Below are 21,763 nucleotides of genomic sequence, written 5' to 3'. Positions count from 1 at the left end.
CATGTTCTTCCACGCGCAGAAGGACCAGACGACGCGCGTACGCAACGACCGCACCAAACGCGTCGACCGCCACGAGGTCGCCTCCATCGGCGGCAATCGCGCCGTCGAGGTGAGCGGCAACCAGAAGCACGAGATCGGCGGCTCCGTGAATACGGTGGTCGGCGGTACGGGGCCGATGGCCATGGCGCTGATGGGTGCGGTGCAGGGATTGTCCGGTCATACGGCGGGATTGCTGGCACAGGCGGGGCAGATTGCCGGTGGCGGCGGCGCAGGTCTCGCCGCGTTCGCGGGAACCGTTGCTTCTTCGGCGCTCGGTTTCTTAAGTGCCGGTGGTCTTGGCAGCCGGGAAGGCGTTGTTTCGGGGCTTAATCCGAGGGCCGATGCCGGCACGGATCTTGCTGGATCAGGCACGGGAGTAGGGGATGCCGCCGGTGGCCTATTCCCGCTTCCCGGCATCATGAACACGGTCGTCGGCTCGTTCAAATCCGACACGATCGGCATCGCACGAGCCGAACAGATCGGCATGAGCAAAGTCACGAATGTCGGTCAGACCTCATTGGAGAGCGTGGGCAAATTCAAGAAGATCGCGGTCGGCGAGGAATTCGTCATCGAATGCGGGGATTCCAAGTTCATTATGAAATCGAACGGCGAAGTCATAATCCTTGGAAAGACATTCAATTTCGTGGCCACCGGTCATTTCCAAATGCGTGGCAAGCCGATCGATTTGAACTGAGGCATCTCATGGAATTGATCAATCGGCTGCCTTTTCCTGCGATGGCATTCCGTCAATTCGACAAGGACGGGAAGCTCGATTGTGTCGTGGCTGTTCGCGGCACGTTCCATCATAATCAGGGCCAGCCGCTGGAAATTATGCGGGAGCAAGAAGAGTTCCAGTGGGAGGATGCCTATGATGGCGATCCCCACAAGGGCATCATGCTGCGGCAAAGCGATTTGACCCCGGAAAAGCCAGGTACTGATATCACCTTCCTTGGCAATGCCTATGCACCCGGAGGTCAGCCTTCGACGGATTGGACGGTTTCGCTGCGTGTTGGTGATCTCGAAAAGAAGCTGCGCGTTCACGGCGAGCGTTTCTGGAAACCGGTTGTTCGCGAGGCTTGGGCTGGATTCTCCGCGAGAGAACCGAAGCGGGTCCTTAAGGATTGGAGACTTTCCGAGACAACGCCCGTGAGCGTTTTGCCGATGACATGGTCGAGAGCCTATGGCGGCGAGGTGCCGGGCACAGGCGATCCGGACGCCGATATTCCCGCCGACGTCGAAGCACATAATCCTTTGGGCTGTGGCATCGTCAATCTTGATATGGAGCCCGGCTCCATTCCTGTGCCGGCGCCGCAGATCACAATCGATAACGATCAGCAACTGGATTGGCGTGCCGCTGAACAGCCGCAAGGTTTCGGCCCGATCTCCCCTTGGTGGCGTTTTCGCCAGAAACATTCCGGAACTTACGATGAGCATTGGCTCAGCGAGCGTCATCCATTGCTGCCTGATGATTTCGATCCTCTGTTCTGGCAGTGCGCCCATCCCGACCTGATCGCGACACCGCATCTGCTGGGAAATGAGGGCTATCAGCTCGAAAATCTCCACACGGATTTGCCTCGAGCGGATGGCCAATTGCCGGGCCTGACCTTCGGTGTTCATTGCGCGCGCGAGGATACGGACGATTGGCATGTCCTGAAACTTGGCGGCGTTCATTTTGATTGGCGCAATGACGATCGGGTATTGCTAACTTGGAGGGTGCGCTTTCCTCTGCTAGAAGCGGCCGATGCGAAGCTTACACTGACGAGAGTTAGAATGTCTGCTGCTTACGATACTCAAAGTACGGAGACGGCGGCATGAGCGGAGTAGGTGACAATCGTATAGGTGACCCTGGTTATCCAGCGCCGTGGACTACAAACCGACCACTCGAAGGTCTTCGAGATGTCGACGACGCACGCATCGTGTCACTTTCTCCGGATGTTTGTCTGACACCGGTCGGTTCATCTATCGTTCCTATTCCGTATCCCGTTGTTGACTATTGCGGGCATGATCGTAACTACACGCCTTCTGTCCGATTTGCTGGCTACAGAGCCATGGTAATGCGGTCTTGCACGATACACGTGCACGGTGATGCACCTGGAACAAAGAAAGGGGTGAAATCGGGAACCGTCGAAAGCATCTGTGAACCTATTGGGCATGCCTCACAAGTTAAGGCGGAAGGGTCCCATGTTATCAGGCATCTTGATCGCTTCTGGATGAATAATAAAAATACCCAGGGTGAAGCAATCTTCGTAAAAAATACAAAAACTTTTGACCCGCCTAAGGACGATGACCCGATACGCGGTTCACTGCGGGCTGCCACCACTACAGCAAACCGTTCTGGGCAAAATGCCGCTCCTCCCGGAGCAGTTCTCGGTTTCGTCGCGCCTGCGGGTGGCGCTGCCTTGCTGGGAGAAGGTGCGGCAGCCGGGACAGCCGCTACTGGGGGCGCGGCGACAACGGCAGCTGGCGGAACTGCTGCGACGGCAACGGGTGTGGGCCTTGGAACTGTGTTGCTTGGCATTGGCATCTTCGCAGCGGGCATGCTGATTCCCACCAATAAAAGAAATTTTTCGGATTTTCCTCCGCAAGACGACTACGAAGCCAAGCGCCTTCAAGAAGCGCTGCAGCGAATAAACGGCCTGCCGTTTTGGGATAGCGGTGGCACCATAGTAGAAGAAACAAAAGCCGAGCTTCGTAAGCGTAGGCAGACGCTTGCTACCCTTCAGCCCGTTCCCTTAGCCGATACTGTGCGAATTAAAGAACGCGACGAATATCGAAAAAAATGCCAAGTAGACCGCTACGGAAAGATGAGAGATATCTGCGGACAATATGGCATGCAAGCACACCATATCGTGCCGGATTGGACGCTACGCTACGGTGCACGAAGCGACGGCGATAAGCGCATTCCAAATATGCCAAGTTTGAATGATGGCATGGCAATTTGTGTAATTGGCAATGCAGCTATGCAGGACACCGAGCATCACGAGGCGCATTTAGGGGATAGTAGTATAGAAGCTCTTGGGAAAGCCTCCTCTCCTCCAGGAACGGCCCCACTTTCTCAGGTCGTTAAAAACTCAATGGAGGCCATGATCGCAGCTCGTCCTGATTGCGCTAAGCAAATCACCGAAGCTATGGTGAGACAATTTGGAGCAAAAAAAGGAAACCAAATACTTCGTGCTGTGAAGGATATAGGGAAAAATCCATTGGACCCTGATACGATAGGGGCTCTTAAGAGTGGTGCGACATACCCATGGAAGAAGGGCGGACAGTGAAAATGATAAGCTTATCACGTGCTGGAGTTGCATCTGAAGACGTATTATGTGTTGTTGCTGTGCTGGATAGCGCGGAGATTTACCAACCAGACGCACGAGCTTATCAGTATCGCCATCAAGCCGATCTTGGCGAATATTGGTATTATGAAAATTTTCCGCTTAGCGTTCAGGATGTCGTCTATTTTACCGACCACAATTCATCTCAATCTTATTTCGTTCTATTGTCAGCAGAAGGCGACGTCTATCATTTCGCATCGCCTGATAGATTCCAGGAGCGGATTGTCGGCGCAGGGACAACAGCGGATGACTCCAAATTCTATGGAAAGCTATTGAAAATATCCCAGATCGGCGAACAGCTTTATGCTTGCGGCGCAGGCGGTCAGATTTACGCTCGTTATGGCCGCAATGACTGGAAACTGCTGACTGACAGAGTGCTCTATGATCGCGTTGCTGACGAAAACAATTTGGCAAATGAAGAGCCGGAGGCGATGACGCCTGCGTGGTTTGAATGGGTGCAGAAACGAGCACTAAATCCAGTGGCCCGCCAAGTAGTCTTCTATGATATAAAAGGCCTTTCAGAAGACGCGATTTATTTGTGTGGGACCGAGCGAACAAAGCCCATTCTTTGCTTTTGGGACGGTCGCGAGCTTCATGAACTTAATGTGCCGCTGACCGAAGCTGCGTTGACGGGCATTCATATCGAAAACGCCGAAAGCGTTTGGATTTGCGGTCGTGAAGGCGTTATCTTACACGGAAGCCGCAATCGCGGTTTCGCTCCTGTAAATGCTGATACACGACTGAACCTGTTTCATTCCATTACATCCTATCGTGGCAAACTCGTTTTACCTGCGAGCGTTAGACCGGGCGGCCTTTACGAGCTTGATCCGAGCAGCGGCGAATTTCGCAGATTCCAGCCGCCCCTGCCGCGTCTTGTGAGTCGCGATGATCCTGAATCCATTGATAATGGGCCGTTCTTTGCGCAATCTGTCGGAGATGTTTTATGGGTGGTCGCTTCAAAGGACATTTTTCGATTTGACGGTCAAGCGTGGGAGCGGATCAAGCATCCGGACATCTAGTTATTGCCTCGATAAGCCTGAAAGTCACAAGGACGAGAACTGGCTAACCAACACCGAATAGACATTGACGAGAGCGATTTAGCGAAGTCATATATCAGTTGACGAATTTCTTGCGGCGCGAGGTAAGCCACGATAGGCAATGCAGGTTTCGGAAGCGGAAGCTGTGAAAGCCTATGGTAGAGTTCCTGCGGATTTGATAGCTTTTGGGGTGCAAGACGGTATCGGATATTACGCAGATCGTAATTACCATCTATGCATGCCGTTCATCTTCGATGGTTATCTCGCAGATATATTGGACAATGCGCCAAACCTGCGAAGTGAGGATTTTGCTGCCATTGGATAGGACTACATACAAAATAGTAGAGAGAAAACTCTTGTCCGAACCCCATCCTCGTACAATTGCAACGTTGGATAAGCTCGATTCCGTCGAATGGTTCGTGAATGTTGGGAAGAGGGATCAGAGTTACGCCGCCTATGTGAACTCATGGGATGCGGCCATCGAAACCTGCTCGGCGCTCGAGTGGGAGAACCTTACCTTGGAGGCCGCCAATCAATTACGTGAGCGTATCGGAGAGAAGAGCAAGGAGAGGTCAAATCAGTGGAATATGGTTCTTAAAATCGTGAAACCGTTCTCCGATGCTCTGGTAAGAGACAAGTCGGAGCAAGTTGCGCTACGGAACAAGCTTCCGGATACATTTTTGAGCTGCGTCAGATGGGACATATTCCACTTGTGTATGGAGGCTGAATATTCCGATCTGGTGGAACCGGGATTTTTTTCTTCTCTTTCGTATTATTATTTTAACGGTCACTTTCCCTGCGGATTTTCCGGCGTCTTCCCGGAAGGAAAGTTTATTGTTTACTAAATTCGAAGCTGTTAAGCGGAGCGACTGCAAATTCGAACGGGTTTAAACAACTCCAGCAGTGGTTTGAAACCGCGGCCACCGTTCAACCCGCCGGCTCACCCACCCGCCTCAAACGTATCCCGCATCGCCCGCAGTATAATCACCGCCGAAGCCGCCCCCGGATCGATATGTCCCAGCGATCGTTCCCCCAGCCGTGCCGCCCGGCCACGGGCGGCCACCATGGAGCTGGTGGAATTCGCTCCAGCTTCGGCGGCTTCGAGGATGGCGTTCCACATGGCGGTGACGTCGCGCGAATTCGCCTTCGCGTTGACCGCGGCCTCGGCGGCGGGAATCCAGGCGTCGAGCATGGTCTTGTCGCCGCGTTGGCCCTTGCCGCGCTGCTGGATGCCGGCGCGCATCTCGTCGATGATCATGGCCTGGCATGCCGGAGAGAGGGATTCATCCGCCTTCAGTGCCTGTGAGGCGCGGCGAAAGGCGGTGGCATAGAGCGGGCCGGTCGAGGCGCCGACGGCATCCAGGAAGGCGGTGGCAGCGACGGAGAATATTTCCGAGGGTAATGTCTGCGCAAGATCGAGCTTTGCCAGTTCCGCGTTCACCGCCATGAAGCCGAGAGACATGGTGATGCCGTGATCGGCGTCGCCGATCGCGCCATCGAGCTCGGAGAGGCGGTCTTTTTCGGCATTGATCGCAATCGATATGCGCTGAAACATCGTGCCCAGGCATCGCGCGGCTTTTTCCGGCATCGTCTTCCTCCCGATCCCGGCCATTTCTGTTGTCGCCGGGCACATTTTTATAGCTTCATCCGACCTTCAGCGCGAAGGTGTCGCATGGATGGTTCAACATTTCGGTCAATTCCTGATCGAGATGCAGGATGGATATGGATGCACCGACCATGTCCAGCGACGTGCAATAATGCCCCACCCAGTTTGCCTCTATCTTGATGTCCTTGGCGCTCAGCCTCTGTTCGACGCGGCGGAACAGAATGTAGAGCTCCATTAGCGGCGTCGCGCCGAAGGAGTTGATGAGCACGGCCACCCGATCGCCCGCAACTGGCTTCATTTCCGAGAATATACGGTCCATCACCCGGTCGGTGATCTCGTCGGCGCTCATCATCTTCTCGCGGGTCACGCCGCGTTCGCCGTGAATGCCCATGCCGAATTCGATATCGTCTGGCCCAATTTCGAAGTTGTGGCGTTGCGTCTGCGGCAATGAGCAAGGCTCGAGCGCAACGCCCATCGTGAACGTCCGGTCATTGGCCTTGCGTGTCACTGCCTCGCATGCGTCGAGCGACAGGCCCTTGTCGCAGGCAGCACCCGCGATCTTGAAAATGAAGAAATTGCCGGCAACCCCACGCCGACCTTCGCGATCCTCGATCGGCGAGGAGGAGATATCGTCCGTCGTCAGCACGGTGCGAACGTCGATCTGCTGCTCCTGCGCCATTTCGGCGGCCATCTCGAAGTTCATGACGTCGCCGGCGTAGTTGCCATAGACGAAGAGCACGCCTTCGCCGCCGGACGACGCCTTGGCGCATTCGAGGATCGGCGTCGGTGGCGGTGACGAAAAGATGTTGCCGATGGCAACGGCATCGGCGAGCCCCTTGCCGACATAGCCGAGGAAGCAGGGCTCGTGCCCGGTGCCGCCGCCGATCACCAAGCCGACCTTGCCCGGCCTTGGGCCGGTTCGCGCCATCAGTGCGCGGTTCGATCCCTTGATCGGCACGATATGCGAGGCATGTGCCTTGACGATGCCTTCGAGCATCTCGTCGACGACATCGTCGGGATTGTTGAGGAATTTCTTGATATGGGTTCTATAGCTGCTGGGCAGGGCGACGCTATTGTCCACGCGCGGACGCTGCTGGGCTTTCTGATCGAATTCGGTGACGCCATCCGCATTCAGAATGCCGCGCCCGGTGGCCGCGTCGGTTATCAGCACGTTGATATAGCCGCCGCGCAAGGCGGCAAGGATTGCAGGCACCTTGTCGAAGCCGCCCGCGACGGCGATGCGCAGCCCGATGGATCTCAGCATGTCGAGGGATATGCCGATGGTGCGATCATCGAGTGGCCCTGCAACGGGCTGGCCCTTGGCGTCGATGAAACGGCCGGCAAGAACGCCGACGGCATTCTTGGCCAGATAATCCTGCAGGGAGACGGACTCAAAGAAACCGCTGCTGTGAACCGTCGAGTTCGGTCGTAGCGACGCCACGCCGAAGATGGCCTTGTTGGCTTTGGCAAGGGTAGCAAACTGATCCTCGACCAGCGGTTCGCGCAACAAGATCCCGCGAACCTCGGGCGCCGAGACGATCGCAGGAGCGGTGATATTGATGAGCCTGCCGCCTGTCACATTGGCAAAGGCACTGGCACAGAGTTCCGGCGTGTAGGCAAAGAGTGCACGGGTGCCACCGGTTGCCTGGACGATGGTGACATCCTGCAGGTTCGGCACATTGGCCTGCTCCGCAACCGCGAGAACCGTTCGGCCCCAGGCGACGGCAAGCGTGTCGCCGGATTTCAGCAGGCGGGCAATAGCCTGCGCGCCAGCGGTTCCAAGGCGGTCGATCAGGGGCCGCGACCCGTCGTCGCTCGGCACCACGAGACAGTCATGCAGGCCGAAATGGCGCTTGAGTTCTTGGGCGATGGAGAGCGAACTCAGGCGGGAGGGCTCGAGTGAGATATTGACGATGCCGCGGCTGCGGGCATCGGCGAGATAGCTGTTCACGGTCGCCCGCGAAATGCCCATGATCTCTGCGATGTCGCCCTGGGTCTTGCCATCTTCGTAATAGAGCCAGCAGGCCCAGACGTAAGGGTCGTCGCCATAGCGCAAAGGCATGCTATCGGTCGCATCCGGCACGCCCGCCTTGCTTGCACTGTTCTTGCCGACCGAAGATGCCTTGCCTGTCATGATGATTCACTGTTTCCCGTTTTCGCCTGAAGATGAAAGCAATGACGCATGTTTGCAAATGCTTCTTCTTGAGGAAGGGCGGCGCGCGACCCCGTGGTGGAGCACGGGATCGCGCAGCCTTGGGAGAGCCCTGTTATTGCAGCCGTGCGCGCGCGCCTTCTGAAAGCTCCTTCAGGATGATGGCGCAGGAGGTGGCGCCGGCGTCCAAAACGCCAAGCGAACGTTCACCCAGCCGGCTGGCGCGGCCGATCTTGGCGACGAGGTTGAGCGTCGAGTCGCGACCAGCTTCGGCAGCTGCGACCAATGCATCGAGTGCCTCGGCAAAGGACTTGCCGGCTGCGTTCGCCGCATCGAACGCCTCGATCGCCGGAACCAGGGTGTCGAGCAGCGTCTTGTCGCCAACCTTGGCAGAACCGATCGACTGGATGCCTTCGAGCCCGGCATGCAGTGCCTTGCTATAGGCTGCGCTATCGATGGCCTCGATGCCGTCGAGCTTTTCGGCGATTTCGGTAAACATGACGCCGTAGAGCGGTCCCATGGAGCCGCCGATCTCGGTCATCAGCACCGTCCCCAGCGTGTCGAGCGAAGCTGACAGCGGCTGGTTCTTGCCCTTCAGGCGCTCAGCGGCCATGCCGAAGCCCTTGGCCATGTTGACGCCGTGGTCGCCGTCGCCGATCTTGCCGTCGATCTCGCTGAGATAGGCGCGGTTCTCGACGATGCGATCGGCCATCGCCAAGACGATATCGCCCGATGTTGCATTGTTGAATGTCTGCATGCGTGCGTCCCCCTCAGAGCAGCGTCGTGCACTCGACCTCGACGTCCAGAAGCTCTTTCAGCTCCTCGTCGAGCGCCATCACGGTCAGCGTCGCGCCGACCATTTCGAGCGACGTGAAGTAGTTGCCGATATAGGTCTTGTAGATCTTCAGCCCCCGCTCGGAGATCTTCGTCTCGATCGTGTCGTTCAGGATGTAGAGCTCGTTGACCGGTGTCGCGCCGAGGCCTGACACGAGGACGGCCACCTCCGTTCCGGCGGCCAGATTATGATCGTCGAGCACGATCTGGCACATGTCCTCGGCAATCTCCGCCGCCGTCTTCAGCGGCTCGACGCGAACGCCTGGCTCGCCGTGATGGCCGATGCCGACTTCCATCGTGCCGGGCTCGATCTGGAAATTCGGATGACCGACGGCGGGCAGGGTGCATGGACCAAGGCCGATACCGACGGAGCGGCAATTGTCGATCGCTTTCTGCGCGGTCACGCGGACTTCCTCGAGACTTGCGCCCTTGGAGGCCTTGGCGCCACCGACCTTCCACATGAAGATTTCGCCGGCGACGCCGCGGCGCTTCTCTCGCTCCTCGGGCGGTGCGGAGCAGACATCGTCATTGGCAACAACGGTCGCGACTTCGATACCGTCCTTGGCGGCAAGCTTTGTTGCCATCTTCACGTTCATATTGTCGCCGGCATAGTTGCCATAAAGGCAGATGACGCCGCGACCGCCATTGGCTTCTCGTATGGCGTCGTGGAAGCTCTTGGCAGTCGGCGACGAAAAGAGCTCGCCGACTGCGACCGCATCCAGCATGTTCTTACCGGCATAGCCGATGAAGGCAGGCTCGTGACCGGAACCACCGCCGGTGATCACGCCGACCTTGCCGGCATGCGGAGCATCCTTGGCGACGACGACGCGCGGATTTTCAGCCAGACGGACGATGTCCGAATGCGCCTTGATGAAGCCTTTTACAGTATCTTCAACGACTTCATCGGGATTGTTGATGAACCGCTGCATGGTCTCTCCTGTCGAAATTGTCGAGCGTTTGCGCTCAAAGAATGGTGTAGCCGCCGTCGATCAGCAGATCGGCGCCGTTGATCATGTCCGCGCCGGACGAGGAAAGGAAAACAGCCGCGGCTGCAACCTCCTGCGGGAAGGCAAAACGGCCTGTCGGGATGCGCTTCTTGGCGGCTTCGCCCTTTTCGCCGGCCCAGGCCTTCTTGCCGAGTTCGGTCAGAACGATGGTTGGCGAGATGGTATTGACGTTGATGCCGTGCTTGCCCCATTCGGCGGCAAAGGTCTTGGACATGCCGATCACGCCGAACTTGGAGGCGCAGTATGCAACATGCTCTTCGATAGCGACGGTGCCGGCCTGCGAGGCGAGGTTGACGATCTTGCCACCCTTGCCGGCGGCGATCATGGCGCGACCGACGGCCTGCGTGACAAGGAACGTACCCTTGAGGTTGATATTGATCGTCTTCTCCCAGTAGTCGAGCGGCAGATCTTCGGCGGGGGCGAGGAAGACGACGCCGGCGCTGTTGACGGCGATATCGATGCCGCCGAAATGCGCGACGACATCACTGACCGCCTTGTTGACCGAGGCCGGATCGGACACGTCGCAGACGAATGCTTCAGCGCCGCCACCGATTTCGGATGCCTTGGCCTTTGCCATATCGACATTGATATCGAGAACCGCGACTTTCGCGCCCTTGGAGGCGAATGCCGCCGCAACAGCAGCGCCGATGCCGGAGCCGCCGCCCGTGACAAGCGCCGTCCTGCCTGAGAGCGGGAAATTCAAATCAATGTCTGGGGATGTCTCGGTCATCTTTTTCAGGCCTCTGTTTTCGGGGTGCGGCGAGGCGATAGTTCGCCCCGCCGCATTGATTTTACTTGCGGGTTTCGAGCAGCTTGTCGACGTTCTCGGCTGTTACCGGGGTCCATGGAACATTATAGTTCTTGTCCTTGCCGTCGTTGAACGGCATGGCCGGATACTGCTCCCAGATCTTGGATTCCGGCTTGTAGTTGCCCTTCTTGGCGGCAAAGATCGCGAGATCGAGTGCGCCCTGAGCCTGCGCGCTGGCGTCCTGCAGGATCGAGGTCATCGTACCCTGCTTGACCGCGTGAAGCGCATCCGTGATGCCGTCGATGCCGGCAATGGCGAAGTCCTTGACGTTAAGTTTGGCAGCCTTGATCGCTTCGATCGCGCCGAGCGCCATCTCGTCGTTCTGGCCGATGACGCCGTTGATCTGGCCGGGATGAGACGTCAGCCAGTTTTCCATCAGGGTTTGGGCTTCGGCGCGCGACCAGTTGGCGGTCTGGTCTTCCAGCACCTTTACGTTCGGGCACTCGGCAAGCGCCTTCTTGTTGCCTTCGAGACGCGAAATCTGCGCCGACTGGCCGATCGGGCCTTCGAGGATGACGACATTACCCTTGCAGCCGATCTTATCGAGGACGGTCTTGGCTTCCATGTAGCCGGAGATCGTGTCGTCGGAACCGACATAGGCGGTCAGCAGATCGGAATTGACGCGAGTGTTCGAGCCGACGACCGGAATACCGGCGTCATGAGCGGCCTGAACAGCCGTCGCTGCAGCTTCGATATCGATCGGCACGAAGATGATCGCATCGAACTTCTGCGTGATCATCGTGTTGACCTGCTCCTGCTGCACGAGCGCATCATAGCGGCCGTCGAAGATGGTCAGATCGACATCGCCATTCTTGACGGCGGGATGTTCCTTCAGCGCTGCAGACCAGATCTGCATGAATTCGGCATTCAGGCCGTAGGGTGCCGCGCCTATCTTCAGTTTCTTGTCCTGGGCGAGGGCAGGTGACGCCAGAATTGCGGTCGCTGCAGCAAGAGCAATCAATAATTTCTTCATTATAAGTCTCCTCCGTTGAAAGTCCGGCCGTCGTCTTGACGTGCCGTTTGGTTTTCCGAGTGCCAACACTGGAATGTCTTCGGGCTCAACCGCCCAGGTTTCTCTTTTGGTCGAGCATGACGGCACCGACGATGAGCGCGCCCTTGAGGACCTGCTGGTAGTAGGATTGGATGCCCATCAGATCGAGGCCGTTGTTCATGACGCCGATGATCAATGCGCCGATCAGTGTGCCGGTGATGCGGCCGACGCCGCCGGAAAGGCTGGTGCCGCCGATGACGACAGCCGCGATCGCGTCGAGTTCGTAGGCGATGCCGGCCTGCGGCAGGGCGGAGCCGGTGCGGGCAGCAAGGATCATGCCTGCCAGACCGGAGAGGCCGCCGGAAATGACGTAAACGAGGAAGCGCAGCTTGCTGACATTGATGCCTGAGGTGATGGCAGCATGTGGATTGCCGCCGACGGCATAGATGTATCGGCCGAAGCGGGTGCGGTTCAGGACCCACCATGCGACGATGAAGACGATGGCAAGCAGGATGACCGGCATCGGGATCGAGAGCACGTTACCCGTGCCGATCCAGCGGAAATCGGGAGTCAGTGCCGGCACAGGCTTGCCGCCGCCATAGATCAGCGTCAGGCCGCGGGAAGCAGAGAGCATGCCGAGCGTCGCGACAAAAGCGGGAACGGCAAAGCGCGAGACGATGAGGCCGACCACGGCGCCACAGGCGACACCAACCAAGAGGCCGGCGGCGAGCGCCACATAGGGCGGATACGGCGCACCGACAATGCCGGCCGTCGCCGAGGTCGTTGCGAAGCTTGCGCTGACAATCCCTGTGAGCGCGACCACGGAGCCGACGGAGAGATCGATGCCGCGTGTCAGGATGACGAATGTCATGCCGATCGCGAGCACGCCGTTGATAGAGGTCTGCAGCAGAACGTTGGAAATGTTGCCGGCTGTCAGAAAATACTCATTCGAGAATGAGAGGACGGCAGCGAGCAGGAGGAAAGCGAGAAAGATCCCGTATTCCTGAATGATCAATCGGCGCCGATCCGAGCCGAACCAGGAATTGGACTGATTGTTGTCAGTGGCGGACATTGCAAATACCTCTTATTGCCGGGCGCTTCATTCTTGTCTTCGTGTCCGGTCGCGTTCAGGTCGACAGATGCACGAGCGATTGCGCGTCGGCCTCCTCCCTCTTGAGAATTCCGGCAGATCGTCCCTGGCGCATCACCAGGATGCGGTCGGACATGCCGAGAACCTCGTCTATTTCGGATGAGATCATGATCACGGTGCCGCCTTCGGCGGCGAAGTCGCAGATGATGCGGTAGATTTCGCGCTTGGCGCCGACATCGACGCCGCGTGTCGGCTCATCGAGCAGCAGGACTTTCGGCTTGCGCAGGAACCATTTGCCGAGCACGACCTTCTGCTGATTGCCGCCGGAAAGGCCGGAGACCGGCATGCTGTCGCGTGCCGCCTTGATGCCGAAGCGCTGGATCATGTCCTGGCTGGCGCTGGCCTCAGCCCGGCGATCCATCGAAAAATTCGGGCTCATTTCGGGCAGGCTCGCAAGGCAGATATTGTTGCGAACGCTATCGATCAGGTTGAGGCCGGTCAGCTTGCGATCTTCGGTGACGAAGGCGATGCCGTGCTGCATGGCTTCGGCTGGTTTGCGCACGATGATGGGCTCGCCAGCAAGCTTGATCTGGCCGCTGCTGACGGCATCGACGCCGAATATGCAGTTGAAGATCTCGGTACGGCCGGACCCCATCAGGCCATAAATGCCGAAAATCTCGCCCTTGTGTGCGGTAAAGGAGATGTCGTTGACTTTGCCCTCTGCTGTAAGCCCGGCGACTTCCAGCCCTGGCGTTGCCGTCGGCACATTGGTCTTGATGTATTCCTCGCCAAGTTCGCGGCCGACGATCATGCGGATGAGGCCGGGCCGGTCGATATCGGCAAGCGCGCCGCTGCCGACATAGGACCCGTCGCGAAAGGCCGTGTAGGAATCGGCGATCTGGAAGATTTCGGACAGGCGGTGCGAGACGTAGACAACGCCTTTGCCTTCAGCCTTCAGCCGCTCGATGGTCGCAAACAGCTGCTGCGCTTCCTTCTCGCCGATCGCCGAGGTCGGCTCGTCCATGAAGATCACCTCGGCATCGTGGCTGAGCGCCTTGGCGATCTCGACAAGCTGAACTTGCGCGACCGAGAGGTTCATCATGAATTGCGTGGCGCGGATGTTGAACTGCAGCCGATCGAGGAGCGCCTGCGCGTTACGATTCATTGTCTTGAAATCGATGCCGCCAAGGCGCGCCGATGGCTCGCGGCCAAGATAGATATTCTCCGCAACCGTCATGTGCGGGATGGGACTGAGCTCCTGCTCGATGATGGCAATGCCGGCGGCGAGCGCTTCGGCAGGACTGGCGTAATCCACATCCTTGCCGCGGCGGCGAATGGAGCCGGCATCGCGCTTGTGAATGCCCATCAGGATCTTGAGGAACGTCGATTTGCCCGCACCGTTGCCGCCGCACAAGGCGTGGACGGAGCCGGGACGCAGCTGAAAGCGCCCGTCGCGCAATGCAGCGACGCCGCCAAAGGACTTTTTCAGCCCCTCTACTTCAAGCAGGAATTCCACTTTCCCCTCCGCATTCCGGATGCCGGAGCGAGCCACGACGTCGCCGTCGACTACTGCTCAGCATCGTTTGACAATATTCGAAGTGCTTTCGACAAATGTCAATACGATCGTGCGGAAATCATGGACTTGCGATGTCGCACCTTGCTGTCACAGAGAGAATTCGTTTGAGGATGTACCGATAAGGGTATGTAATTATTGCTGTTGAAAACAGATTATTTAGTGTGGAGGCGGTGAATGGGCCGGCTTCGGAAATGCGGTTTTGACAGGACGCGGCGTATGCGGCATCGATGGAATGCAGCGATTGCGCAGAAAAAAGTGCGTTGTAGACAGGGAGAATCCGCTTAATCCTAAGGTGCTGTGCGGTTTCATCTGATGCCGCTGACGACGGAGCAAAACAGAGATGCATCCATCGAAAATCACCATTCTGTCCTGCAGCATGGACCCGGAAAGCCGGAGCCGCCGCATGGCGCGTGAGGCGGAACACCTATTGCGGGAGAGAGGGGTTGGGGTTGAATTTATCGATCTTCAGGATCTCGAGCTGGCTGTTTTCGACAACTTGAACTGCTATGAGCATCCTTCATACGACAGGCTGTATCGCGCAATTCGCGATGCGGATGGTGTGCTGCTTGCTGTGCCCATTTACAATTGGTCGGTGGGCAGCGCTGCCAAGAGCCTGATCGAGCTTACCGGTGCGACCGGTGAGGGCGGACGAAAATCGGCCTGGTTCGATCAGATCGTCACGTTCGTCTGTTCCGGTGGGCTCCCGCATAGCTATATGGCATATGGAAGCCTCGCCATGTCGCTGATGCTCGATTTCAAATGCGTGATCAATCCCTATGTCGTCTATGCCACGGAGAGGGATTGGATCAATGGCGCCATCCTTTCCGATGCCCTTGCGGCGAGGCTGAAGAAAACGATCGAGGTCAAGCTGGAATTGTCATCGGGCTTAAGGGCCAGAGCATATACCTCCGACTGGGAAATCTAATTGCCTGCCTGCCCCGATTGCATTCGATGCGCCCCATGTTAAGACTATTCGTATTATGACTTAACGCTGACCATAAGAAGCGACTGCGGATGAACAGCGGGAATAGAATCGGGGATCGGGAATGACGACAAATGCCCGGGCGAGGCAAAGGCTGGCACAAAGGGTCATCGATGAATTGCGCACGCAGATCGAGTCCGGCAAGCTTCAGGCAGGCGACCAGCTTCCGACGGAACCGCAGCTCGAAGCGGCCTTCGATGTCAGCCGTACCGTGGTGCGCGAGGCGATTGCCGATCTTCGTGCCGCAGGGCTCGTCAAGCCCGTTCAGGGCAAGGGGGTATTCGTTTCCGAAACGTCGTCACGATCCGGCCTGCTGCTGACGCCTGTCGAAGTCAAAAGCATCCCCGAAACGCTGGAGTTGCTGGAATTCCGCATGGCTGCGGAAGGCGAGGCGGCGGCAATCGCCGCCTATCGCAGAACGGCCGAACAGGAGGCTGCAATTGCTGCCGCCAACCGCAAGATGGCGCTGCTGATAGAGCAGGGGCTCTCGACCGTCGAAGCGGATTATGAATTCCATATGGCGATTGCCGCTGCCACGAACAATCGCTTCTATGTCGATGTGCTCCGGCATTTCGGCGCCCGAACCATCCCGCGCAGACAGTTTCCGACATTGCCTGAAGCGAATGATCGCGCCTATCTGGAGAAGGTGCATGCCGAGCATGCGGAAATACTGACGGCGATTGCCGATCAAGATCCTGAGCGAGCGCGTCAGGCGATGCGGGCCCATATGCTGGCGAGCCAGCGACGTTATCGTCTCCTGGCCGAGCTGCAGGCGCAATAATGCTCAACACATACCATGGTCATATTATGACATATGATATCAAGCGATCGTCGGCGGTTACATCCGGCGCTCAGACGAGGTGATTAGTGGTTCAGACGCCTTCCAGCGTATCTCGCACATTCGTCTATGTCTCGGCGGCAGTTGCCGGAACGATCGATACGTACAGGATGGATGGGGCGACGGGCACGCTCATGCCAATATCCAGCGTTGATGTTGGCCCGATGGTCATGCCCATGGCCGTCGGTCCGGACCGGCGGCATCTCTATGCGGTCATTCGCGAGCAGCCTTACCGGGTATTGACGCTGGCGATCGACCCCGAAAGCGGCAAATTGAGGCAGGAGGCCGTCGCCGCTTTGCCCGACAGCATGGCCTACATCTCCCTCGATCCGACGGGTGGGCTTCTATTCGCTGCTTCCTATGGCGGCAGCAAAATCGCCGTGCTGCTGATCGGCAGGAACGGGTTGGTCACCGCGCAGGCTCAACAAGTGATCGCAACCGGACGCAACGCCCACTCGATCGTCAGTGACCGGACAGGAAAATATGTCTTTGCCACCAATCTCGGCTCTGATGCTGTGCAGCAATTCACTCTCGACGCCGAGACTGGAATACTGAAGCCGAACGATCCGACGCAGGTTGAGACCGGCGCTGGTTTTGGTCCGCGCCACATCGTCATTTCTCCCGACAATAAAGCAGTGTACGTCCTGACCGAACTGACCGGCCATGTCATCCACTATGCGCTCGATACCAATAAGGGCACTTTGAGCGAGATAGAAAGTGTTACTTCCGTTCCTGAGCTTGCCGGGCTGTCACCAGGCATCGCGCCGGCTGGTCCGGCGACATCCGGCGCGCCTGCACCGACCGTGGCTTCAGCAGACAACGACAAGCCGAAAGTCTGGGCCGCAGATATCGGCATTACACCGAACGGCAAATTTCTTTATACGACGGAGAGAACCACCAGCCGGATCGCACTCTTTCGCGTCGACGCAGGCAATGGAAGACTGACCTACGTCACAAACTATCCGACCGAGCAGCAGCCGCGCGGCATCCGCATCGATCCATCGGGCCGGTTTCTTGTCGCATCCGGCGAGAAGTCAGACAGACTGTCGGTCTATGCTATCGACCACGCCGCCGGCGGTCTCGGCCTGATAGGGCGATATCCGGTCAATGCCGGTGCGAACTGGATAGAGATCGTGACATTTCCTTGAGACGCGTCCGCATGCGGCAAGCATCAAGCCGTTTTCGGGTGAATATCTACACCGTTTTCGCAGCGGTTCCGGTAATCAGGCTTTCGATCTCGGAGGAGGGAAGGGGCCGGGCGAAGAGATAGCCTTGAAGCAGTTCGCATCCGGCGCCCTCGAGAAAACGGGCCTGCGCCTCGGTCTCGACGCCTTCCGCCACGACTTCCAGATCGAGTGTTCTGCCAAGCGATACGATGGCAGAGGTAATGGCCATATCGCCGGGCTTTTCCGGAATATCGGCGATGAACGATCTATCGATCTTCAACCGGGAAAGTGGAAAGCGCCTGAGGGTACTCAGGCTTGAATATCCGGTGCCGAAATCGTCCATCGCGAGGCTGACTCCCAACTTCTTCAGTTCTTGCATCCGCTCGATGGCTCCTTCGATGTCACGCATGATCAAGCTTTCCGTCAATTCGAGCTCGAGCCATTGCGGATCGAGATGAGCGGATTGCAATGCCGATGCGACCTGGTTCGTCAGCGAGCTCTCCAGGAATTGCCGGGCTGACACGTTGACGCCCATACGTAGTGCGGGCAGGCCGCGATCCTGCCACAGCCGCGCTTGCTGACAGGCTCTGCGCAGAACGATTTCGCCGAGCGTGACGATGAGTCCCGTCTCCTCTGCGAGCGGAATGAAGGCGCCTGGAAGCAGCAAGCCTTCGGTAGGATGCTGCCACCGGACGAGGGCCTCGACGCCAATGATCTTGCCGCTGCGAACTTCCTTTTGCGGCTGATAATGGAGCACGAATTCGTCCTGCTCCACGGCACGCCGTAATTCTTCGATACGGATCAGCTTGTTGCGGGCGTCCTCCGCCATGGCCGGCGTGAACAGGCGAATGGCATTGCGTCCCGCTTCCTTGGCTCGATAGAGCGCCATATCGGCATTCGCGAAGAGCTCCGAAGTCGTCGTGCCATGCTCCATGGCGCAAGCCACACCGATGCTACAGCCTACCCGGATCTCGACGCCTTGTACGATCATTGGCTTGGATATGTCTGCCAGGACGGCCGCGAGCCTCTCATATATCGGCTCAGCGGGATCTTCCAGAACGATGATGAATTCGTCACCGCCGATCCTCGCTACGATGCCGCCATTGCCGACATGGGTCGATATGCGCCGCGCGACCACCGTCAGCAATTCATCGCCGGCCGCGTGGCCGAGTGTGTCATTCACCAGCTTGAAATTATCGAGGTCGATGAACGCTACGGCCAGAGACCTTTGTTTCCGTGATGCTTTTTCCAAGAGGGCGCTGAGCCTGCGATCGAGCAGCATGCGGTTCGGCAGGCCGGTGAGCGCGTCATGTTCGGCCAAGTATGCAATATGGGCGATGTCGCGATGGCGATCGATGGCTATGCCGACAGTCTGCGCTATGCCGGCGAAAAATTCCATAAGCCCGGCCTCGTCACCATCGGTTTGCACCGTTACTAGGGCTCCATGCCGGCCGCCGTCTCGCGAAAAAATGGGAAATTCCAGGATATCGCCGGCAAGCGGTTCGGCTTGCTCGCCATTGAGAACAAAGCTCACGCGTCTGCCGTTGAGCAATTCCTCAAGAAGGACTTGGGACTCCCTGAGAAATACGTCGAGATCAACGCCTCGGGCCACATCCTGTAGAAGCTTCGTCTGGGCACTCATCAGTTTTTCTGCCCGCTTTCGAGCGGAGATGTCGCGCGATGCGCCGACGACGCCGATGATATTGCCGTTTCTATCGCGCAGCGGCACCCGCGACATCATGAGCCAGCCTTCGCCCTTGAGGCGCCGCTCTTCGACACCAAGATCGGCCTCGCCGCTCTCCATCACCTGCTGTTCGACTTCTTCGATCTTGTGAGCATCGGCCATCGGGTGAATTTCGGCATCGGTAAGGCCGATCAGCTCATCGACATGCGTGAAGCCATTGTTGAGGACGATCGCCATGTTGGCGAAAAGGAACCGGCCATCCCTGTCCTTGGCATAGATATAGTCCGGGACATAGTTGATCATCGCTTCGAGCCATTCGTAACGCTCGGCGAGAGACAGATATCGAGCCTGAAGCAATTCAAACGGTTCGCGGACCTGCTCATCCTCACCGTCTTGATCTCGGTGCGTCGGCTCTGATGATCCATCCGGCGGCTGCATCATTTATGTTCTCTCACCCGGCAAGCGGACTATATCGGCAGGTAGTTCTGCAACAATGAAAGCGTATAGGCATGTGGACCGTCCTCGCTGGCGAGTTTGGTTTACCCGTTCACGTAAACGTTATCATATAACCGAATTTATAAACATCCGCTCAAGTTTTACAGAAAGAGCGCGCGCCACAATGAGTGCACAGGTGCTGGATTTTCCGGGATGAACCGTCGGTGATGAGCGCCATTGCGGGTAGGGGGCAAAACCGGCTAAAGCGCAGGTAGTGGAAACGCGGATTCGCAAGGATAAAATAGTATGCGCGTGAGCAAAGCCGTAACAAGCGGCAATCTTGTGCTTGCCGGCATGCTGATGATGCTTCTCGGCGACTTCCTGTTTTCGCTGAACGATGCCATGGGCAAGTGGCTGGTTGCGAGCTTCTCCGTAGGCCAGATTCTGGTGATACGCTCGTTCGGTTCGTTCATTATCCTGGCGCCGATGATCGCTCGGCAGGGCAGCGACGCGCTTTTTCGCCTCGAACGGCCGCCGCTGCAGCTTCTGCGTGTTGTCATGACAACGCTCGACGTTGCTCTCTTTTACGCCGCTGTCGCTTATCTGCCGCTGGCCGATGTCATGACCTTCTATATGGCCGGGCCCATTTATGTAGCGGCGATCTCGCATTTCTTTCTCAATGAAAAGATCGGTTGGCGGCGCTGGCTGGCGGTATTCGTCGGCTTTATCGGCGTATTGATCGCTCTCCGACCTTCTGCGGCAATGTTTTCCTGGCCATCGCTTTTCGGCCTTGGCGGCAGCCTCTCATTCGCTTTGACCCTGGTGCTCGGGCGACGGCTGCGGCAGACGCGGGATGCGACTCTCGTCGCGTGGCAGACGGTCGGTGCGCTCATTGCCGGACTGGTACTCAGCATTGGCGACTGGCGTTCCGCCTCAGCGCTCGATCTTGGCGCCATGCTCGCCCTCGGCATCGTCGCCGGCAGCGCCCATATGCTGATAACCCGATCCCTGAAACTTGCTCCGGCATCGCTATTAGCTCCGCTGCAATACAGCCTGCTGGTCTGGGCAATCGTGCTAGGCTTCGTTTTCTTCGGCGATATTCCGGACACCCAGATTGTCATCGGCTCCGTCATCATCGTCCTTGCCGGGCTGTTCATCTTCCATCGGAAGAATTTGGTCGATACTGTCCCGAAAGATGCAGTTGCTCGGGATGGGCATTGAGGCAGTCGCATCGCATGGCAATCTGCCCTGGTGGAGAAGCTAACCCAAGTGCATCACGCCTGTTTTGCAGGGTAGGGGATCACGCCTGATCCTGCAAATGCGCCATGAACACCTCGGCCGGCGTCTTGTATCCAAGGCATTTACGGGGTTGGTCGTTCAGATGACATGCGAGTTGGATCAGGTCGCGTTGTGACACGGCGGCCAGATCTGTAGCTCCTGGCATGAAGCGGCGAATGCGCTTGTTGGCGTTTTCCACGGCGCCCTTTTGCCATGGTGCGCTCGGATCGCAGAACCAGCTACGCGCGCCAATCCCGTCTTCCAAAGCCCTGAATCCGGCAAACTCGGTACCGCGATCAAACGTGAAGCTCTGACGCGCAAAGGCTGGCAAAGGCGAAAACGCTCTGATGATCTTGTCCATGATCGGGCGAGAATGCCGGCTTGGATTCTTGATGAGAACGGTGTAGCGGCTCTTCCGCTCCACCAGGGACGTGACATTGGCATGGCCGAGGGGACGCTCAAAGATGAGAAGGTCGCCCTCCCAATGCCCAAACTGCGATCTATCTCCAATAAAATCAGGACGTTGGGATATGCTATGCGAGGCTGGAAACACACCGTCGCGCGGCTTCCTGGAGCGCAGTGGACGACGTTGACGACGCGCCTCCGGGAGATACTGATAGAGGCCAAGCCCGTAATCTTCCTTGCTGTAAATGAAGCGGTAGATTGTCTCTTTACAGACGCGGACGAGGCTGCGCTCCTCCAACAACAGGCGCCCGGCAATCTGCTCCGGAGACCAACGCGCCTCCAGCTGGTTGATGATCTCGGTGCGTAAATCCGGGTGCCGCCGCTGCTTTCTCAGACGTCGTCGCCGCTCCTTAGAGCGGTTCAGATTTTGTTTGAATCGTGGATTCCCTTTTGATGTCGAATATGATTCAAGATGCTGGCTGAGAGGAGGTCAGCATTGATGGTCGCAC

General features: G+C 57.7%; 18 protein-coding genes and 1 pseudogene. 9 read left to right on the top strand and 10 right to left on the bottom strand.

From position 1 onward, the window contains the following. From PH562_RS29960 to PH562_RS29940, 5 genes are all read left to right on the top strand, one after another. Window positions 1–733: bacteriophage T4 gp5 trimerisation domain-containing protein (locus PH562_RS29960; RefSeq protein ID WP_483315397.1), on the top strand; the 733-nt coding region annotated here is incomplete at its 5' end. 8 nt (window positions 734–741) lie between these two features. Beyond that, a complete protein-coding gene (locus tag PH562_RS29955; protein WP_285177518.1) occupies window positions 742–1,854 on the top strand; it encodes a DUF2169 family type VI secretion system accessory protein in 1,113 nt (370 codons plus the stop codon). Continuing rightward, window positions 1,851–3,308: a DUF4150 domain-containing protein gene (locus tag PH562_RS29950; RefSeq protein WP_285177517.1), complete on the top strand. Its 1,458-nt coding sequence runs from the start codon at window positions 1,851–1,853 to the stop codon at window positions 3,306–3,308. The genes PH562_RS29955 and PH562_RS29950 overlap by 4 nt, the downstream gene beginning before the upstream one ends. Then, complete coding sequence (locus PH562_RS29945; protein ID WP_285177516.1) at window positions 3,305–4,384, top strand: hypothetical protein; 1,080 nt, start codon at window positions 3,305–3,307, stop codon at window positions 4,382–4,384. The genes PH562_RS29950 and PH562_RS29945 overlap by 4 nt, the downstream gene beginning before the upstream one ends. A gap of 374 nt (window positions 4,385–4,758) precedes the next feature. Continuing rightward, entirely contained in the window at window positions 4,759–5,247 is a 489-nt protein-coding gene (locus PH562_RS29940) for a hypothetical protein (protein WP_285177515.1), read from the top strand. 95 nt (window positions 5,248–5,342) lie between these two features. Here the strand turns inward: PH562_RS29940 and dhaL (PH562_RS29935) are convergent, their stop codons facing one another. From dhaL (PH562_RS29935) to PH562_RS29900, 8 genes are all read right to left on the bottom strand, one after another. Beyond that, window positions 5,343–5,990 (bottom strand): dihydroxyacetone kinase subunit DhaL, encoded by a 648-nt coding sequence (gene dhaL / locus PH562_RS29935; protein ID WP_285177513.1) that lies wholly within the window; start codon window positions 5,988–5,990, stop codon window positions 5,343–5,345. 55 nt (window positions 5,991–6,045) lie between these two features. Further along, complete coding sequence (locus PH562_RS29930) at window positions 6,046–8,142, bottom strand: bifunctional sugar-binding transcriptional regulator/dihydroxyacetone kinase subunit DhaK (protein ID WP_285177512.1); 2,097 nt, start codon at window positions 8,140–8,142, stop codon at window positions 6,046–6,048. 133 nt (window positions 8,143–8,275) lie between these two features. Further along, window positions 8,276–8,917 (bottom strand): dihydroxyacetone kinase subunit DhaL, encoded by a 642-nt coding sequence (dhaL, locus tag PH562_RS29925; RefSeq protein ID WP_285177511.1) that lies wholly within the window; start codon window positions 8,915–8,917, stop codon window positions 8,276–8,278. A gap of 13 nt (window positions 8,918–8,930) precedes the next feature. Then, complete coding sequence (locus tag PH562_RS29920) at window positions 8,931–9,923, bottom strand: dihydroxyacetone kinase subunit DhaK (protein WP_285177510.1); 993 nt, start codon at window positions 9,921–9,923, stop codon at window positions 8,931–8,933. Window positions 9,924–9,957: 34 nt separating this feature from the next. Continuing rightward, on the bottom strand, window positions 9,958–10,731 hold the full coding sequence (locus PH562_RS29915; protein WP_285177508.1) for an SDR family oxidoreductase: 774 nt from the start codon (window positions 10,729–10,731) through the stop codon (window positions 9,958–9,960). 61 nt (window positions 10,732–10,792) lie between these two features. Continuing rightward, window positions 10,793–11,782, bottom strand: coding sequence for a substrate-binding domain-containing protein (locus PH562_RS29910; protein ID WP_095436442.1), 990 nt, complete (start codon window positions 11,780–11,782; stop codon window positions 10,793–10,795). Window positions 11,783–11,867: 85 nt separating this feature from the next. Further along, complete coding sequence (locus PH562_RS29905; protein WP_285177507.1) at window positions 11,868–12,872, bottom strand: ABC transporter permease; 1,005 nt, start codon at window positions 12,870–12,872, stop codon at window positions 11,868–11,870. Between the two features lie 55 nt (window positions 12,873–12,927). Further along, window positions 12,928–14,406: a sugar ABC transporter ATP-binding protein gene (locus tag PH562_RS29900; RefSeq protein ID WP_285177506.1), complete on the bottom strand. Its 1,479-nt coding sequence runs from the start codon at window positions 14,404–14,406 to the stop codon at window positions 12,928–12,930. 400 nt (window positions 14,407–14,806) lie between these two features. On the opposite strand from PH562_RS29900, the gene PH562_RS29895 reads away from it, so the two are divergent. The 3 genes from PH562_RS29895 to PH562_RS29885 all read left to right on the top strand — a co-directional run bounded on the left by PH562_RS29895 (window position 14,807) and on the right by PH562_RS29885 (window position 17,434). Beyond that, the gene (locus tag PH562_RS29895; RefSeq protein ID WP_285177505.1) at window positions 14,807–15,391 is read left to right on the top strand and encodes an NADPH-dependent FMN reductase; all 585 of its coding nucleotides are present in this window, start codon (window positions 14,807–14,809) and stop codon (window positions 15,389–15,391) included. Window positions 15,392–15,512: 121 nt separating this feature from the next. Beyond that, a complete protein-coding gene (locus tag PH562_RS29890; RefSeq protein WP_285177504.1) occupies window positions 15,513–16,229 on the top strand; it encodes a FadR/GntR family transcriptional regulator in 717 nt (238 codons plus the stop codon). An 86-nt stretch (window positions 16,230–16,315) separates the two neighbouring features. Continuing rightward, the gene (locus PH562_RS29885) at window positions 16,316–17,434 is read left to right on the top strand and encodes a lactonase family protein (RefSeq protein ID WP_285177503.1); all 1,119 of its coding nucleotides are present in this window, start codon (window positions 16,316–16,318) and stop codon (window positions 17,432–17,434) included. Between the two features lie 46 nt (window positions 17,435–17,480). On the opposite strand, the gene PH562_RS29880 is transcribed toward PH562_RS29885, so the two are convergent. Beyond that, complete coding sequence (locus PH562_RS29880; protein ID WP_285177502.1) at window positions 17,481–19,577, bottom strand: putative bifunctional diguanylate cyclase/phosphodiesterase; 2,097 nt, start codon at window positions 19,575–19,577, stop codon at window positions 17,481–17,483. Between the two features lie 300 nt (window positions 19,578–19,877). Between PH562_RS29880 and PH562_RS29875 the strand changes: the two genes are divergently transcribed. Beyond that, the gene (locus PH562_RS29875) at window positions 19,878–20,792 is read left to right on the top strand and encodes a DMT family transporter (protein ID WP_285177501.1); all 915 of its coding nucleotides are present in this window, start codon (window positions 19,878–19,880) and stop codon (window positions 20,790–20,792) included. A 79-nt stretch (window positions 20,793–20,871) separates the two neighbouring features. Here the strand turns inward: PH562_RS29875 and PH562_RS29870 are convergent. Then, window positions 20,872–21,669 (bottom strand): annotated as a pseudogene (locus PH562_RS29870) (IS30 family transposase); the annotation flags it as partial. Window positions 21,670–21,763 lie beyond the last annotated feature (94 nt).

The sequence above is a fragment of the Rhizobium centroccidentale genome (assembly GCF_030182565.1).
Lineage (GTDB): Bacteria > Pseudomonadota > Alphaproteobacteria > Rhizobiales > Rhizobiaceae > Rhizobium.
This window is presented reverse-complemented; position numbering and strand designations above follow the sequence as displayed.

Coding starts and splice junctions, on each gene's coding strand:
- PH562_RS29955 (WP_285177518.1), top strand. CDS start 742: ATGGAATTGATCAATCGGCTGCCTTTTCCTGCGATGGCATTCCGTCAA.
- PH562_RS29950 (WP_285177517.1), top strand. CDS start 1,851: ATGAGCGGAGTAGGTGACAATCGTATAGGTGACCCTGGTTATCCAGCG.
- dhaL (WP_285177513.1), bottom strand. CDS start 5,990: ATGCCGGAAAAAGCCGCGCGATGCCTGGGCACGATGTTTCAGCGCATA.
- PH562_RS29930 (WP_285177512.1), bottom strand. CDS start 8,142: ATGACAGGCAAGGCATCTTCGGTCGGCAAGAACAGTGCAAGCAAGGCG.
- dhaL (WP_285177511.1), bottom strand. CDS start 8,917: ATGCAGACATTCAACAATGCAACATCGGGCGATATCGTCTTGGCGATG.
- PH562_RS29920 (WP_285177510.1), bottom strand. CDS start 9,923: ATGCAGCGGTTCATCAACAATCCCGATGAAGTCGTTGAAGATACTGTA.
- PH562_RS29915 (WP_285177508.1), bottom strand. CDS start 10,731: ATGACCGAGACATCCCCAGACATTGATTTGAATTTCCCGCTCTCAGGC.
- PH562_RS29910 (WP_095436442.1), bottom strand. CDS start 11,782: ATGAAGAAATTATTGATTGCTCTTGCTGCAGCGACCGCAATTCTGGCG.
- PH562_RS29905 (WP_285177507.1), bottom strand. CDS start 12,872: ATGTCCGCCACTGACAACAATCAGTCCAATTCCTGGTTCGGCTCGGAT.
- PH562_RS29895 (WP_285177505.1), top strand. CDS start 14,807: ATGCATCCATCGAAAATCACCATTCTGTCCTGCAGCATGGACCCGGAA.
- PH562_RS29890 (WP_285177504.1), top strand. CDS start 15,513: ATGACGACAAATGCCCGGGCGAGGCAAAGGCTGGCACAAAGGGTCATC.
- PH562_RS29880 (WP_285177502.1), bottom strand. CDS start 19,577: ATGATGCAGCCGCCGGATGGATCATCAGAGCCGACGCACCGAGATCAA.
- PH562_RS29875 (WP_285177501.1), top strand. CDS start 19,878: ATGCGCGTGAGCAAAGCCGTAACAAGCGGCAATCTTGTGCTTGCCGGC.